The 16,300-nt window shown below is 35.3% G+C and carries 8 protein-coding genes; 3 read left to right on the top strand and 5 right to left on the bottom strand.

From position 1 onward, the window contains the following. Positions 1–2: 2 nt before the first annotated feature. Complete coding sequence (locus ACQKEV_RS04810) at positions 3–2,144, bottom strand: hypothetical protein (RefSeq protein WP_427443866.1); 2,142 nt, start codon at positions 2,142–2,144, stop codon at positions 3–5. Positions 2,145–2,392: 248 nt separating this feature from the next. Here ACQKEV_RS04810 and secA point away from each other — a divergent pair, with 248 nt between their 5' ends. Next, entirely contained in the window at positions 2,393–4,750 is a 2,358-nt protein-coding gene (secA, locus tag ACQKEV_RS04805; protein ID WP_427443864.1) for a preprotein translocase subunit SecA, read from the top strand. A gap of 135 nt (positions 4,751–4,885) precedes the next feature. Here secA and ACQKEV_RS04800 read toward each other — a convergent pair whose 3' ends face one another. Next, entirely contained in the window at positions 4,886–5,587 is a 702-nt protein-coding gene (locus ACQKEV_RS04800; protein WP_427443862.1) for a C40 family peptidase, read from the bottom strand. Positions 5,588–6,248: 661 nt separating this feature from the next. Between ACQKEV_RS04800 and ACQKEV_RS04795 the strand changes: the two genes are divergently transcribed. Next, positions 6,249–7,325, top strand: a complete 1,077-nt coding sequence (locus tag ACQKEV_RS04795) for a hypothetical protein (protein ID WP_427443860.1) — start codon at positions 6,249–6,251, stop codon at positions 7,323–7,325. Between the two features lie 201 nt (positions 7,326–7,526). On the opposite strand, the gene ACQKEV_RS04790 is transcribed toward ACQKEV_RS04795, so the two are convergent. Continuing rightward, on the bottom strand, positions 7,527–8,342 hold the full coding sequence (locus tag ACQKEV_RS04790; protein ID WP_427443858.1) for an SLAP domain-containing protein: 816 nt from the start codon (positions 8,340–8,342) through the stop codon (positions 7,527–7,529). 91 nt (positions 8,343–8,433) lie between these two features. Beyond that, complete coding sequence (locus tag ACQKEV_RS04785; RefSeq protein WP_427443856.1) at positions 8,434–8,934, bottom strand: C40 family peptidase; 501 nt, start codon at positions 8,932–8,934, stop codon at positions 8,434–8,436. 1,297 nt (positions 8,935–10,231) lie between these two features. On the opposite strand from ACQKEV_RS04785, the gene ACQKEV_RS04780 reads away from it, so the two are divergent. Beyond that, positions 10,232–11,308, top strand: a complete 1,077-nt coding sequence (locus tag ACQKEV_RS04780; RefSeq protein WP_427443854.1) for a hypothetical protein — start codon at positions 10,232–10,234, stop codon at positions 11,306–11,308. Between the two features lie 188 nt (positions 11,309–11,496). Here the strand turns inward: ACQKEV_RS04780 and ACQKEV_RS04775 are convergent, their stop codons facing one another. Then, a complete protein-coding gene (locus ACQKEV_RS04775) occupies positions 11,497–16,254 on the bottom strand; it encodes an endonuclease (protein WP_427443852.1) in 4,758 nt (1,585 codons plus the stop codon). Positions 16,255–16,300 lie beyond the last annotated feature (46 nt).

Genomic DNA, 16,300 nt, shown 5'->3' with positions numbered 1-16,300 from the left:
TCTTACTCCTTTGTTTCTTCCGCTTTACGGTTTTTTTCAATTGTGTATTTCCATAACTTACTTCCATTGTAAAAATAGAAATCTCCGTGATAGTCTTTAGCCAAGCCATAGACTCCTTCATTCTTAATCCATGTAACTTCCAAAGTATCTTTATTCACCTTGAAAAATTTACCCTCTACACTTCCATAAAGATAGTGATCTTCCCCTTCAATAATGGTAGCATTGCGGAATTTACCAGAAATAAGTGGTAGTAATTCTACAGATTGTATTTCTTTCCATTCGTCTTTATAAGAAAATAGCGTCCCATCTGCCATACCCCAGATACGATTCTCACGGTCTACTATTAAACTGGTAATCATACTTGACTTAAATGGCAGATGAATATACTTGATTAAATCAGGTTTATATTTATTGGCTACAAATAGTCGAGCACCACGCGGGTTTGTGACTTGATTAGCGTGAATGGAAGTTCCACCAAATATTTCTTGATCTCTTTCTACTAAAGATACAATGCTTTGGTTATATATATAATTTTCATGAATTTGGAATTTCCCGCTTTCAACATTGTAAAATGCTAGCGCTCCTCCGTTTACACCGGTATCCGGTAAAGTGCCAAACACAACGTCCTTCCCGTTATTAATGGAAGCGACGGCAGTAGTTCTTTCTTGACCGTATGATTTCAAACTAATGAGTCTGGTTGGATTAGTAGCAGACCAATTCACGCTTCGATCATAAACAAGCAATCGTGATAACGGATACGCTCCTATATATAATTTCTTGTTAATTTCAACCATTGATTCAATCTGACTGATCTCTGTGTAAAGTTCTTTTTCAAGAGAATCCACGTCCAAAATCCCTAAGCCACCGGACATATATCCATTGGTATAAATAGTTTTTCCGTCTTCACTCGAAGTGATTGTGTAAAGTTCGACTGGTTGTGCTGGTAGAACAAATTGATTATATTCCATAACACCGGTCGTGATATCATAATCGAAAGTTTGGCCATTATTGTCAACCATCCCTGAGATAATCCACTCCATTGGAACCTCTTCATCAGATTCGATAGTATCTTCCACGAGATTCATTTCTTCCGGTAATTCTGAAATAACTTCTTCCTCTTCCTCATTTATAATTTCTTTCTTCACAAAATCGAATGTGACCCCTTCTGTGCCTTTCGGCAGATGTACCTGTAATTCAGTAGCGGTCAATGAATCCAAACTGTATTTCATCAATTGACCTTTTAATGTGTAATATACTTCATTTCCAGTTGGTGAAACGTTCGATAAAGTACGAGAGTTAATTTCAAATTCTCCAACCTGTTTGAGTGTTTGACGATCAAACACCACAGCCAAATTTGTAGGATACAAACGAGCAATGACATGATTTTCAGTTAAAATTAAATCTTGGGCATATTTCTCCCCCATATACTTTGATGGTAAGAAAGATTTGAAGTTGCCCGAAGCTTTATCCCCTACCAACAAATCGATAGGTGATCCAACACTCAAAAATATATCTTCTGAATTAGAATCCGCTGCAACTGATTTTAAGAAATTTCGTCTTTTTCTAATCTGACCGTAATCTCTCACTTCTTCAGTTTCTGTATTAAATGAAACAAGGGAACCACCATAGGCCGATGTTAGATAAATTTGTCGATCTATAATAACCATATCTTGAATTGATGTATCACTCTTATTTGTAAATGGGTTAAGATGAGTAATAAATTCTTTCGTGTCTGGATTATAGCTATAAATTATTGTGTCTCCTGTCCCTCCAACCCATAAGACGCCATCTTGATCAACTTCCAAACCCCATGCACTTTTTGAATCTTCAAGAATGTATGTATCCAAAATTTCTTTTGAATAATAGTCAACTACAGTTAAAGCAGTAGGAGTTCCGTGCATGATGTAGTAAATGTAAGTATTTCCATTTGAATCCGAAGCGATTTTCGAAGTAATTGCTGAAGACTTATAAATCATTGGTCCTATTTCTTCAAATCCCACTTGTGTATCTAATTCGTCATTTTCTAATACCAGGTCCTCAAGCCATTCATTTTCTTCCTCCATCAGTATCGTTTCGTCTGCATACGCGGGTGAAACTGTCGAAATCATGAGTAGTAAAAAAAGCACAAACCATAATTTTTTCATAAACACTCCCCTTTTTTCTATAGTTTACCATGTTATGTATAAAGAATGATTTGAAAATTGCAAATTAGGTAGAATTAACCAAAAAGTGTAATTGTTAGAGTCTCAACTAATTAGTAGAATGAAAGCAAATTCACCTTAGCTATTTCTTAAATTGTGATAAATTTTCTTCATATTTTCAGTAAAAAGACATGATTCTTCTAACATGGTATAATAATGTCAGAATTTCAAAGATGTTGGGAGAATGGAATATGTTTGTGTCTATTAAGAAAATGCTTTCAGGGGAAACGATCGAGCTGAACCAGCTGAAAAAGATTGTTCGAAAAATAAATGCTTTGGAAAATGAAATATCTTTAAAATCAGATATCGAATTAAGGCAGTATACAGAAGAATTAAAGGCATTATTATCAGAGGGTAAACAGTTGGAGGAAATAATCCCTTTAGGATTTGCAGTCATTCGCGAATCATCTAAGAGGGTATTAGGTCTACGTCATTACGATGTACAATTAATGGGTGGAGCAGTTTTGACCCAATCTCAAATTGCTCAAATGCAAACGGGTGAAGGTAAAACATTAGTAGCAACCTTACCTGTCTATATCATGGCCCTATATGGAAAAGGTGTACATGTCATCACCGCTAATGAATACTTAGCATCTCGAGATTATAGACAAATGCGCACCCTATTTGAATTTTTAGGTTTAACAGTCGGTTTGAATGCTGCAGGAAACACAACTGTTGAAAAACAAGCGTCCTATCAATGTGATATTACATATGGGACTGGAACTGAATTCGGATTTGATTATTTAAGAGATCATCTTGTCAAAGATAAAGCCGAGTTAGTTCAACGACCACTCTTTTATGCATTAATAGATGAGGTTGATAGTATTTTAATTGACGAGGCTAGAACTCCTCTCATCATTGCTGGAAAATCAGATAGTGCTTTAAACTTATTTCCAATCATGGCTATGGCCGTTTCATCTTTTACAGAAGGAAAAGAATATGAGTACTTCCCAGAGACTAAGCAGGTTGTAATCACAGATATGGGTGCCGATCGATTAGAAGCAACTTTTGGGTTGAAGAATGTTTATGATGCAGAGCATCGTGAGTTCATGCATATTGCCATGCAATCTTTGCGAGCAAAAGTGATTATGCGAAAAGATGTTGATTATATTGTGAAAGACGGTAAAATTCTCATTGTCGATCCATATACCGGTCGGATCATGGATGGCAGAACGTACAGTGATGGTCTTCACCAAGCCATTGAGGCAAAAGAAAATGTTTCATTAAAAGAAGAAAATAGTACTCAAGCAACCGTAACGATTCAACATTACTTTAGATTATATGAGAAAATTGCCGGCATGACCGGAAGTGCTCTACCGTCTAAAAACGAATTCTGGGAAACTTATCATTTGCGTGTTACTGTCATTCCAACCAATAAGGAAAACAAACGAATGGATTTGGATACACTTGTATACAAAACATACGAACAAAAAATCCTAAAAATTGTGGAAGAAGTGGAGAAAATTCACGCAACAAAGCGTCCAGTATTAATCGGAACGACTTCTATTGAACAATCTGAAAAACTTTCTTCCTATTTGAAAGAAAAAAATATTAATCACTCAATTCTTAATGCAAAGACCGTGGAGGATGAGGCAAAGATTATCTCCGAAGCAGGTCAACTAAGTCAAGTGATGTTGGCCACGAACATGGCCGGACGTGGTACGGACATTCTTCTATCACCAGAAGTAACAAAATTAGGTGGTCTACACATTATTGGAACCGAATTACATAATAGTGCTCGAATTGATATGCAATTACGGGGTCGCAGTGGCCGTCAAGGTGATCCAGGCTCAACACAATTCATCATTTCTCTGGAAGACGAACTGTTCTACAATTATGACGAGGAAGAATTTGCAAGGTACTTGAAAAAAGTAAAGGTTAATGAAGATGGTTTGGTCCTATCACCTAATCCTTCAAAGTTCTCATACAAAGTCCAGGAAGTTGTTGAAGGATCTCACTTCTCTTCTCGCAATCATTTTCTGAAACTTGATGAAGTAAACAACGATCAACAACGCGTCATGTATCAATATAGAGAAAAGGCACTTATTTCTTCGAATATGATGGCATTAGTTAAAAATGCGATTGAAGAACGTATTGCTCATATAGTAGAGGAAAGTCCAGAGCTAAACGCAAATGAAGACCAGAATACTTCACTCATTAATGCAATTATCGATGAGTATAAAATTCTCTCTTTACTTTTAGATAACTCTTCAAAAGAATCAATAGTGTCTGAAGACAACGTTGGAAGATTAAAATCAATTTACAAACAAGTATTAGAAAAACTCGAAACTATTAGCCCTGACGATGAAATATGGAAGGCTATCCAGCAAATGTACATTGAAACATTAGATCGTTCATGGATCGGTCATCTCGATCAACTGCATTACTTAAGAGAAGGAATTGCAGTTAGAGGCTATGCGCAAGAAGATCCATACCGCTTGTATTCATTTGATGCTTTGGAAGACTTTAATACAATGTTACAAACCTTCTTCCGTACGATTATTCGTTCAGCACTTCAAATTTCATTGCATTCAAATACAGAAAAATAATTACCCTTTGAACCAACGATTAATTAAATTTAATCGTTGGTTCTTTTGTTTTATATTACATAGTGTAGCTATCATTTTATTTGCACATCAAAAAAAGGATGTCGATTAATTAATCGACATCCTTTTGGTTTACAGTTATTGTAATGGGGTATATTTTATGTGAGCAGGCATATTTGTAATATACATATTAGCGCCTAATCCGTATTGTCCGCCATATAAATTGTCTTTTTTATAAACTCGGTATTTTTCCCCTACTTTTAACACACGTACATATAATAATTTATTATTTGCATCACGTTTCCATAGGTTGATGTTTTTTGTAACAACAATTTCTCCTATTTGACCAGGTTTTGTACTTAAAGTAATACCCGATGTAGCACTTAATACTGAAGTTGAGGCTACACGTTTTGCACCTAAGTACTTTGGTCCCCAATAAGAATCATTAATGTTATCAAAACGGACGCCTCTAGACGTGCTCGTATGAATAAATTGATTATTTCCTGCATAAATTCCTGCGTGTGAAGGACCTGCCTTTACCGTTTGAAAGAACACGATATCTCCTGGCATTAAATTACTTTTACTTACGCTTTGACCTACTTTGTAAATATCTGCTGTCGTTCTTGGTAAATTTATCCCGAATTTTCTAAACACGTATGTAATATAACCTGAACAGTCAAATGCTGTCGGAGTAGTTCCGCCATATTGATATGGAGTTCCTATGTAATTATCGGCATAGTCAATAATTTTATTTGACGAGTCTGCTGCTTGTGCACCAGATGAAAATGTTAACACGGAGAACAGAATAATCAAACTGCAAAACATTTTTACTTTCAACATTAAAACATTCACCTCAGGAAATTAATTTCATATTTAAATCACTCCCTAAAGGTTAACACATATAGTAGTTGTTTAATTTTTCATTTATATTAAGAAATATTACATTTTGATAACAAAAATTATTTTGCTTTATTTTTGTATTGCAACTTGGTTATATAAAATTTTTAAAATAACATTATGTAATAAATGGATATTATCATCGACTAGAGATCAAATAGAATCCACTTCTTTTTGAGTCATTTATTCCTATCTAATGACTTAATATAAAGATTAAATATCTATGTTTAATAAAACTGCCACAATCACAAGGACAATCCCAACGATTACTTCTATTAATACTTTGTGACTCTCCATAAGATTACCCCCTTTATAATCAATCCCAACAAACAAAGGTATGCTGTTTAATTGAAAGAACGAAAATCCGAATTCAGAAAACTTAAGCCCCTCTATCTATATTCTCTTTATGGAACGTCATATGCTTATTATTTCCAAACTAAAAAATATAATACGTATAATTTCTTAAAGTACCATTGAAAAGCAAATCGTTTTTTACAACTACAAGATAGCATTTAAATTCAATAGACAAAACTTTCGAAATATACTATTCTAAATAAGGTTTATTATTAGGAAGTTTTATGAATCTTCCAAATGGGGGCAAACAATGAATAAAATTTTATCAGTTACATTGGCTTTTGGTATTATTGGAGCAAGTATCTTCACACCATTCACAGAAGTGAACGCAGCTTCAACGACTAAAGCAGAGGCTCTTGTGAAAACAGCTGAACAACATGCTGGAGCTTTGAAATGGCAAATATCTGTGGAACTCACGAAGGAAATCAAATATCCAGATATGAAAGTTTTTAATTCAACAAAAAATGCATACTTAACTGCAAAGAAAGAAATTGCCAATGTAAGTGCAAAAGATAAAGCGGTGTTGGATAAGCGCTTAGAAGAGAATGTTGGAATACATTATAAACGTGCAATGGGTTACATTGATGCCATTACTTCAGGCAAGAAAATTGTCGATAAAAGCAATCAATTAAATAAGTTATTTGCGACTGATCCAACAGCTGATTTAACTGAAAACAGTTATCATGAGTTGTCTAGCGAAATTCGAAAGCAAGCAGCCTTGTTATATCGTGTTTATGGTAAATCGACACGTGAAGCAATATTAACTAATTACAAAACTCCTGGAATAAGAGCACTCAATTCTACTCAAAACGTAATTACTGCCAAAATGCAATTAGATACACTAGATCAATTGATTACAAATAAAGCAAAAAAAGAAACTGTTGAGAAACACGTTGAAAAATTAATTACGCTATTAGATTCCGTAGAAAATGATAAAATCTATTTTGACCTTTACGATTCTTATAAAGAAAGTATAAGTAAAGAACCTAATTTCCTAGCACAACAAATAGAAATAGGTGATTTTTTCAAAAAGTCCACTGACTACGCAAACCAAGAAAACCTAGATTTAACCTTTAGCTTATATAGTGAAGAATTTCCTGGTTACCTAGAACTTAAAGAAAACATAGAAACATCATTTAAAGAATTTGATGTGGTATATGAGACACTGGGTTTAGAGATTGTATATATAAGCAACGGGGAAGCACTTGTGGTCCAAGATCAAAAAATAACTATCGATCAACAGGAATTTTCAGTATCTAAGAGTTACATTTTGAAAAAAGATCAGACTGGAAACTGGAAATACTTTGAATCATTAGATGCAGAGTAGTAATTAAACTTATAAGCTAATTCAATTTTAATTACAGCAGTGATATTCGTATTTTTCGAATATCGCTGCTTTTTTCTTATGATTAACCTCAATACTCGTATAATTGATCTTGATAAATCATATACTTAAAAATACCTCAAATAAAATGCATAAAAAAACGAAAATGCAATTGTTACAGAACATTTTCGTTTATTTTGTTGCTTATAATTGTTGTGGAACAAGTTCTATTGTAAAACTTGTAAAATCTGGATTATCAACTAAAAAGTTTTCTCTTGAGAACGAAAGACTGATAGGACGAGCTTGGTGTGCAGGAATTTGGAATTTCCCTATTGGAAAACCAAGTTTGCTTATCAAATCCCCTCTAGCATCGAATAACTGTAATGGTAGATTGTCAATGGTTAACGTCTGTGAAAAAGCATTTCGCACCAGCAAGAAGATATTAACATTTTCTGGCGTTTCATTTAAATGAAAACCGGTAACGGATACCTCATTTACTTTGATTGGATCTAGTGAGGAAACTACCTTGGACACAAATTCTTTTTGCTCCTCGGACAAGCTCATTTCCCAATTTTCGTCCAACAACAAAGTGAAATTCCTGACCACCTTCTCATGGTGTTCAAAAAGTAATTCAAAAGCCATTTGGTCCTCAATTTCATCAAGTGGAACAAGTACATGCTCGTCTTCAAAAGCAAATTTCCACGGTCTAGCCTTTTGTGGACCCAGTTCACCGAATAATTCCATGTCGAAAGTTTTTTTGGCAAGCTCTATACCTTTTTCATTTTTAACAATTAGAGTAACTTGGTCAAACATTACATTTTTGGCTAGAGAATGTCTAAGAAGACCAGTTATAACCATGCCTTTTTCTGTTTTATATAGTTTGACACCGTGAATATGTATTTGATTGGCTTCAAGATCAGTTAATTGCTGATGAAAAAATTGGAATACATATTTTTCTTGAGAAACCAATTCCCAAGAGTCATTGAAGTCCAGTTCGGTTTTATAAGTTTTATTTTCCACTTCATTCATCCTTCCCTATGTAATTCACAAATAATTATAACATAGAAAAAACCGTCTTGATGTCCTCGACAACAAAACGGTTTATGGGTACTTATTTTTTTGCAGCTGCAACTACATTGACTGAAGCAACACGTTTTGCGCCTATATATCTTGCGCCCCAGTAATAAGGATCATCTAATCTTGCAATGGAAACACCTTTACTGGATGAAGAATGAACAAACTTTTCAGCTCCAATATATATCCCGGCATGTGAAACCCCTCTACCGGATGTATTGAAAAAAACAAGATCTCCTGGTTGCAGATTATCATAGGAAACTTTTGTTCCTGTAGCATACATACCAGCAGAAGTCCTTGGTAAATTTAAACCAAGTTCTTTATACACATAACCAATAAATCCAGAACAATCAAAACCTTTTGCAGTAGTTCCACCATATACATACTTTGTTCCAATTAAATTATTAGCTACACTGATAAGTTCTTTAGATTCAATTGAACCTGCCGCTTCAGTTTGAATTGATAACGGAGCAGTTACCAAAATTGTTGCCATAGTACATGCGGTTATAAACTTAGCTACAAATGACTTCAATTTCATAAAATGTATTTCCCCCGATATATCTCTAAATTTTTTTATTTTTCTGAATACTTTCTTGTTTTTAGGATACCATGAATTAAACCTTTTTAACTTTACAGTTGTGTAACAATTTGATTACAACATCAATATTTTTCAATTATTTGGAAAATGGAAATTACATCTGCGTATTTGAGTTTAATTGTGGTTACTCCGATTCCCAACTTGTAGGACTGATTAGCTAAGTGCGATAACCCATTGGAAAGAGCGAAGTGACAATGCCACTTCGCTCTTTCTCTATCTATATTAGGTAGTTCGGTTGTGCATCACTCGCGGCAAATAAACCGAGAGCAACTATAACTATAATCAATGATGTCTACACACCATCAACTTTATGACTAAAGGTTCTTTTCTAGCTGCGAAAGTGAAAATATTAATGTATGTACCACTCACAAAAACTCTGTCGAGCTTATAAACAACCGAATTCTAAGGTAGTTTTTGTCGAAAATCAGCTGTTTTTCGACTTTTCGAAAGTTAAATAGGTCGAAAAATGTCACATTTTGTAGAAAAATGAACTTTATTGTTATGTAATAGTTACTGATTCATGTTATAATTTTCAAGTGAGAATTCGGGCTGGTAACCCGCAGAAGATCTCCCTTCGTTTTTCTCGCAACAAAACTAGTCTGAGTAGTTAGGCACCTAGATATTCTAGGTGCCGTTTTATTTATTTGGCTTTATTAAACCATTATAATGTTTATCGACAAATGCGCTTTTTGCATATTCTGCATGAGGCAAAGCATACTTGTAAATCTTTAACTTGAGTCCTCGCTAGCAAATCATGAAGTTGTTTCGACAAGATGTCGGTCTTAGCCCTCGTTCCTTTTTTACTTTCTAGGCACAAATCTACTCTTTCACCTTCTATATTAATAGTTATACTTCCTCATCTTGTTATATAGAATTTTTAAATCCCTTATTGTTATTCATAAAACTAATAGGAAGATTCTTGGTTGTCATATTAATGAATCATGAATTAGTAATTTCGACATCTTTTACTGTGACATATTCCCCTTTCTCATACACTCATCTTCAATTCTAGTTCTTTATCATTCTTATATTTCAGCTATCACTAGTACATTGTTTTTATTACTAGTTCGAATTGGTGTATCAAAAATTGATCAAAATGAGTAATTTTTCACCCTTTTTTGTAATTTAACAATGAAACCTACAAAATAATAGTGGAAAAAACATGTAATCTATAATATTCTAAATAAAGCCTATAAAATGTAAAATACTAATCAAAGAAAAAGAATGGAGGATTTTTATGAAGAAATTTTTATCGTTTTCATTGGCTCTTGGGGTTGTTGTAGCTAGTGTATTTACACCTTTTACCAATGCAGAAGCATCGACAGTTTCAAAAGCTGAATCATTAGTGAGAACAGCAGAGCAACATGCAGGTGCTTTAAAATGGCAAATATCTGTGGAGCTAACAAAAGAAGTAAAGTATCCAGATATGAAAATTTTCAACTTAACAAAAGATGCTTACTTGAAAGCTAAACAAGAAATTGCCCGTACTAATACAAAAGATAAGGCTGTATTACAAAAGCGTCTCGAAGCTAATGTCGGGGTACATTATAGTCGTGCAACCGGATATATCGATGCGATTACAACTGGAAAGAAAATAGTGGATAAAACTACTCAATTTAATAAACTTTATGCTGCGAATCCAACATCAGATCTAACTGAAGCTAGTTATCATGCATTGTCTAGGGAAATCCGAAAACAAGCGACATTACTATATCGTGTATACGGTAATTCGACGCGTAATGCAATTCTGGTTAAATACAAATCTCCTGGTGAAAAGGCACTTCAATCATCTATAAACATCGTTTCAGCTAAAATGCAATTAGACACTTTGAATGGTTTGATTACGAAAAAGGCAGATCAGGCAACAGTCGAAGCTAATAGTGATAAATTTTATACTTTACTAGGGAAGATAGAAAATGAACAAGTTTGGAGTGTGCTACACAATACCTACATTCTAAGCATAAGAAAAGATACAAGCTTCTTGACACAACAACAAGAAATTATCGAGTTGTTCAAGAAATACGAAGAGTATGAAAATGCCGAAAATACTGAATCACTATTTAGTTTATATAGTCAAAAATATCCTCAATACTCAACACTTAAAGAAGAAATAAAGACATCATTTGAGAAAAACGATATAAATTATAAGACGCTAGGTATTGAAGTTGAACTTGTCGTTGAGGGGATGGCCATTGTAATTCACAATCAAAGTGCACTCAATGGAACAACTGAAGAGGTTGAATATATTACTTACCTATTATCCAAAGATGAAGCCGGCCAATGGAAATTTGAAGATGTTCTAGATGTGAATTAAGAAAAGTATAATAAGCGGCATACTCGTGAGAATTAGAGTATGTTGCTTTTTTTGATTCGCAAACGAATGTTGAGTAGTTTCTTATTAATTAAATTAAAAAGCACGCCCTCTTTTATCTACTACTTTGTTAAGAAACAAGTAGTAAATGGAGATGCGTGCAATCAGTGAAACAAAATATTAGTTAGGCATTAAGATGCCAAATTTACGTTATTAGAGTTCGTTTTTTTCCAAATAAGATTTACCCACTCTGGATGATCGATAAATGGATTGCGATTTCCTTGCCATTTTTCAATAACATTATTCCTATTCATTTCAAACTCATCAACTGGATCTTGCAAATGCCATTGCAAAAGAACTGACAGTTTTCCATGGAAAGGATTGCTTCCATTATTAAGCAATTCATTCAACTCCAAGTCTACTCTGTCTCCTTGTTCATAGCGTGTAGCCATGTAGAATAGAATCCGGGCTACATCGCCTTTTACACGATTTGGCGGTTCAAATGAATTGGACGTTTTTTTACATTCAGCACAATTAGTTACAGGACTTCCACCATTATCGAAATCTAGATTTCCTCTTGCACTATTGACTTGGACATCGGTTGGTCGAAGATGATGTATATCAGTTCCAGGTCCTATACTTGTTCCAAAATCACCGTGTGATTTTGCCCATGTATGTTCTCTGTTCCAGTCCCCTACGTTCCCGCCATTTTTATTTTTTGCGCGCGATACCCCTGAGTAGAATAGGATTACATTGTTTAAATTATTCGGATCTTCATCTGTTTCTCTTAATGCTTCCCATGCTTGATCATAAGTAAGTTGTTTATGATCATCGATAATTTCATGTAATGCAGCTTTCAAGGCTACTCCTTCTTTTCCAAAAGCATCTTTGTAATAATCATCATCTGGTGTAGCAGGAGCAGTTACTGTTACTGTAAAACTTGCAGTAGTACTTTCTTTACCATCTGTTGCTGTTACTCCAACAATATGGCTGCCTTCTTCAAGCTCTAGCGTAAGTGTTGAAGTCGTTTTGTTGATTGTGCCCTTCGTTGATGAAAAACTTAGTTGATTATTATCTGGATCCGTAAAATAATCCGTCAATAATAGAGAGATGGATTCCCCTGTAGAAACTGTCTGGTTAGGGAAGCTCTTTTTTAGTACCGGAGGTTTATTGTCATTAGGATCCAAAGGAGAGCCAATTGGCTCTCCTTTGGAATTTGTAATCTTAATTGACTCAGGACCTGCGCCGTTAATGTACTTAATTTCCTTAATATTCTCTGCGCCTCTTATTTCTTTCACATTCGTGCCATCGATAATAAGCTCAACAGCTTCAATTCCTTTAAAATCAATAATCGCTCCAGCTGTTTCCGGTTTGATTGTAACCTTTGTTTTTGCAAAACCAGCTCCATGGAACTCTGCATATGAACCAGTGAACAGGACGCCCTCTGTGATGACAGATGAATTGTCCAATGTAATGGAGACGCTTGGTTTACTAATTACCAATTTCTTTGTTTTAAAGTTTTTGAAGTCATAGATCTTTTCAGGCGTAATTGGAGCTTCAACTTCATCCTTAGCTAGCTCGATCTGAACTAGGACCGGATCATGATCAGATGCTCTGCCAGCCATGTCAGTGAAGTCTGCATTGATATGCAGAATATCTATTTCAGTTTTACTCTCCAAGTTTTTAGATACAAGAATATGATCCAAAACTTGTGAATTTCCTTGATACAGATAAGTGTAGCGATCAGATGTTGCTACTTTATTGATCATATTCGTCATAAGGCTGCCTTCATGAATTTTTAACGATTGTGAGAATTGGTAATCGTTGAAATCTCCTAAAGATACAACATTTGCCTCAGGGTTTTTAGATTTAATATCTTCCACAAAATTGTATACAATATTTGCGATTTTGTGGCGTTGCACTTCGCTATTATAAATTGGTGGTTGAATGGATCCAAAAAGTGGACTATCTCCTGATTTAGAGTTCCAGTGATTTGCAATAACGACGACACTTTCGCCTTGGAAATCAAATTGCGCGGCCAAAGGTTTTCGACTGCTATCAAATGCACTATTTGTTGGATCGATCCGACCTGGATTTACAGTTAATTTCCCATTTTCGTAACCGACGCGAGTTGTTGCATCACCTTTCGGCATACCATCTGTTAATGTTACCCGCTCCGGATTATATAAGAATCCAACGCGAATATTTGCATTCGGTGCACCGCCGTCCTGATTGTTTACAGGATCAATATTCACATAGCTATATTGTTTTCCACCTGCTTTAACAATCTCAGCAATCAGTCTTTCGTAACTTTGGTCAGCCTTGGAGTCACCAGCGTTTTCGCCGTTATTATCCTGTACTTCTGTTACCCCGATAATATCCGGGCTTTGCATATCAGAAGCCAATGCACGAGCCAATTTCTTAGCTTTATCATCTGATGAAGAAGTTTTGTTGTTAGAGAAATTCTCCAAGTTATAAGATGCAATTGTCAACTTATCTTCTGCTTTAACAATTGTAGTTTTTTCTGGCACTGCACTGCCTTGTGTATGTGCTTTTTCCATGTCATCTAAAGAAACATAAATTTTATAATTTTGGAATGAATATCCTACCACTCCTGTTAATGGACCTCTAAAATTATCCCCAGTTGCCACTTCCATTTCACGTGCCGGGCCATTCGGTTCCATTCGGAATTGTATGCGGTTTGGATTTTGGTTGCCTTCTTCATACAGCACGCCGCCATGTAACGAATTTGTAGGTGCTTCTTCCAGCAGTGTTATCAAATCGCCATGTTCCTGTGGTGAAACAGATTTCAAATTACCAACTTGAACACGCATGCCTTCAAGACTTTCCCAGAAGTCAATGGCATCTACTGTTGGATTGAAAATGGAAAGATTATCACTATCAATACTATTCAAAGACATTTTAGTTTTGTCAAGAACGATTGGGGAAGGTAATGTAACTCCTCTTTCAATGACTGTTACTTTTCCTCCCTGATCATTCCTTACATTGATTTGGGTAGTTTTCAAATCTGTTGTTTGACGGTCAGAATATCCATCATATGCAAATTCACTTACTTTACCAGTAACAGAAACCAAATCTCCTACTTGAATCGGCCAAGTATTAGTACCGCTATATAGAAGTATTGCTTCTGAAGTATTTGGATTATTATCTACCAAACTATCTGGTGTTTGAAGATGATAATAAGTTGCCCCACTCAATGTGAAAGAATAGGTAACAATACCCTGGATTCCTTCTACGTTTTTATTATTGAATGTAGTAGCATGGCCTTCCCCTTGAATATCATGAATCTGCAAACTATCAGTTATGATATATTCAAAAGTCTTCACTTCACTCAAAGAACCATTAGCAGCTTTTACGACTGCCTTTAATGTTGAATCTTCCGTTATTTTAATTGGAGCTTCATATTTATTACTACTAACTGATGGTTCTGAACCATCCAGAGTATAAAATATTTCTGCATTAGCAGTACTTGTAGTCAATGTTACAGTGGTTTCCCCTACAAACGTACCGCTTGCCGGATTTGCTGTAACAGGTTGGATGACTGAACTATCCTCTACAATGTCTTGTTGGAAACGTGGAATTATTTGATAAGCTGCATCAAATTGCTGAACGATTCCCGTGATTGACTCATATGTTTTTCCTACAGCCAAACCTAGTGTATTATTTTCGTCACGAACGATGAAATCTACTGTACCATCAGTCGCAGTATAGTTATTGTTCGCATCTTTTGAAGTTAAAGTGACTTGTTTTGCTTGGACTAGAAGTGATTCGTTTTCTTCTTTAACGCCTGCTCCAGTTACAACCTTTGGTGCCGGTGCAACTTTCGCTGTCTTACTGACTATTGAAGCTCCATCCAATTGCAGAAGGCTTCTGAATTCAGCCAATTTACCTGTCAGCGTTACTTCGTCGCCAATAGCAGCATCTAAACTCGCAGGACGTACGGCAATCCCACCTGTAGCATCTTGAATGGAAACAGTGTTTTTCAAATTAGCTGTGACAATTCCTTTTAAAGTAACAGTTTCCCCAATTGCCTTTGCACGCGCTTCTGAAATGGTCAAAGTGCCATTCTCGCTCGCAACTAGATATTGGAATGTCGAGATATCACTATTTGCCATACCTTCAGCTACTGCGAAAGCTTTGATGGTCATATCTTTATCGATGATAATTGGAGCTGTAAATTTGGTGCTTGATATCGTTGGTTCGGATCCGTCTGTTGTATAGTAGATCGTTGCTCCAGCTGTTGCCGTGGACAATGTGATCTCAGTATTGGCCGGAACAGTGGATGATGGAGTTGAAGCTGTTAATGCTTCGACTTTGTTTTCTATCGGTGTACCGCCACCGTCCATAGTATGCAATCCTAGGTTTGATGAATTGTCTATTGCAAGGGCGTTCCACTCTACTGTACGGTCAAATGCATCTGAAATTACTGTATCACCTTTAGTTATTGCACTTTTTCGAACAAGTGTTACATTTTCAGCAAATTTAACTGCGTTCCCAACCTGACCTATAGAATCTATTATAATCTCTGATTTTTTAAGAACTATAGCGTCATCTCCATTGAAATTAATAACAGTTGAGTTAGCTAAATTCCCTTTGCTCTTAATGTCTGCATTTGATCCTGTATTATAAAGTACATATGTTTTACCAGCTTCTATGTTCCCAGCTAGCTTAAGCTTATTTTCGGCAACTGTTTTTCCATTAGAATACAACTCAAGGGAATAATCACTTAAATTTATCGTTGCTCCCGTACCATTGTATAGTTCGATGGCTTTATTTGAACTACTTCCTTCAATATATTCGGATATAATCAAGTCAGCTGCATTAGTTGCTGCTCTTGCAGGTGCTGGCAATGTTGGAACTATTAGACTTGCTACTAATCCGGCAGATAAGACGGTATTCAATGATTTTCTCCATTTACTGACACTCATGCTATAAATTCTCCTTTAATATCCGAATTTTCAGTATCAATAAGAT

Origin of the sequence: Paenisporosarcina sp. NPDC076907, assembly GCF_050269735.1 — a bacterium.
Classification (GTDB): Bacteria; Bacillota; Bacilli; order Bacillales_A; family Planococcaceae; genus Paenisporosarcina.
The sequence above is the reverse complement of the archived record's forward strand: the minus strand, read 5'-3'. Positions and strand labels throughout refer to the sequence as shown.

Bases quoted from the DNA above. Each gene is read 5' to 3' on its own strand.
- ACQKEV_RS04780 (WP_427443854.1), top strand. From the start codon at position 10,232: ATGAAGAAATTTTTATCGTTTTCATTGGCTCTTGGGGTTGTTGTAGCT.
- secA (WP_427443864.1), top strand. From the start codon at position 2,393: ATGTTTGTGTCTATTAAGAAAATGCTTTCAGGGGAAACGATCGAGCTG.
- ACQKEV_RS04795 (WP_427443860.1), top strand. From the start codon at position 6,249: ATGAATAAAATTTTATCAGTTACATTGGCTTTTGGTATTATTGGAGCA.
- ACQKEV_RS04785 (WP_427443856.1), bottom strand. From the start codon at position 8,934: ATGAAATTGAAGTCATTTGTAGCTAAGTTTATAACCGCATGTACTATG.
- ACQKEV_RS04810 (WP_427443866.1), bottom strand. From the start codon at position 2,144: ATGAAAAAATTATGGTTTGTGCTTTTTTTACTACTCATGATTTCGACA.
- ACQKEV_RS04800 (WP_427443862.1), bottom strand. From the start codon at position 5,587: ATGTTGAAAGTAAAAATGTTTTGCAGTTTGATTATTCTGTTCTCCGTG.
- ACQKEV_RS04775 (WP_427443852.1), bottom strand. From the start codon at position 16,254: ATGAGTGTCAGTAAATGGAGAAAATCATTGAATACCGTCTTATCTGCC.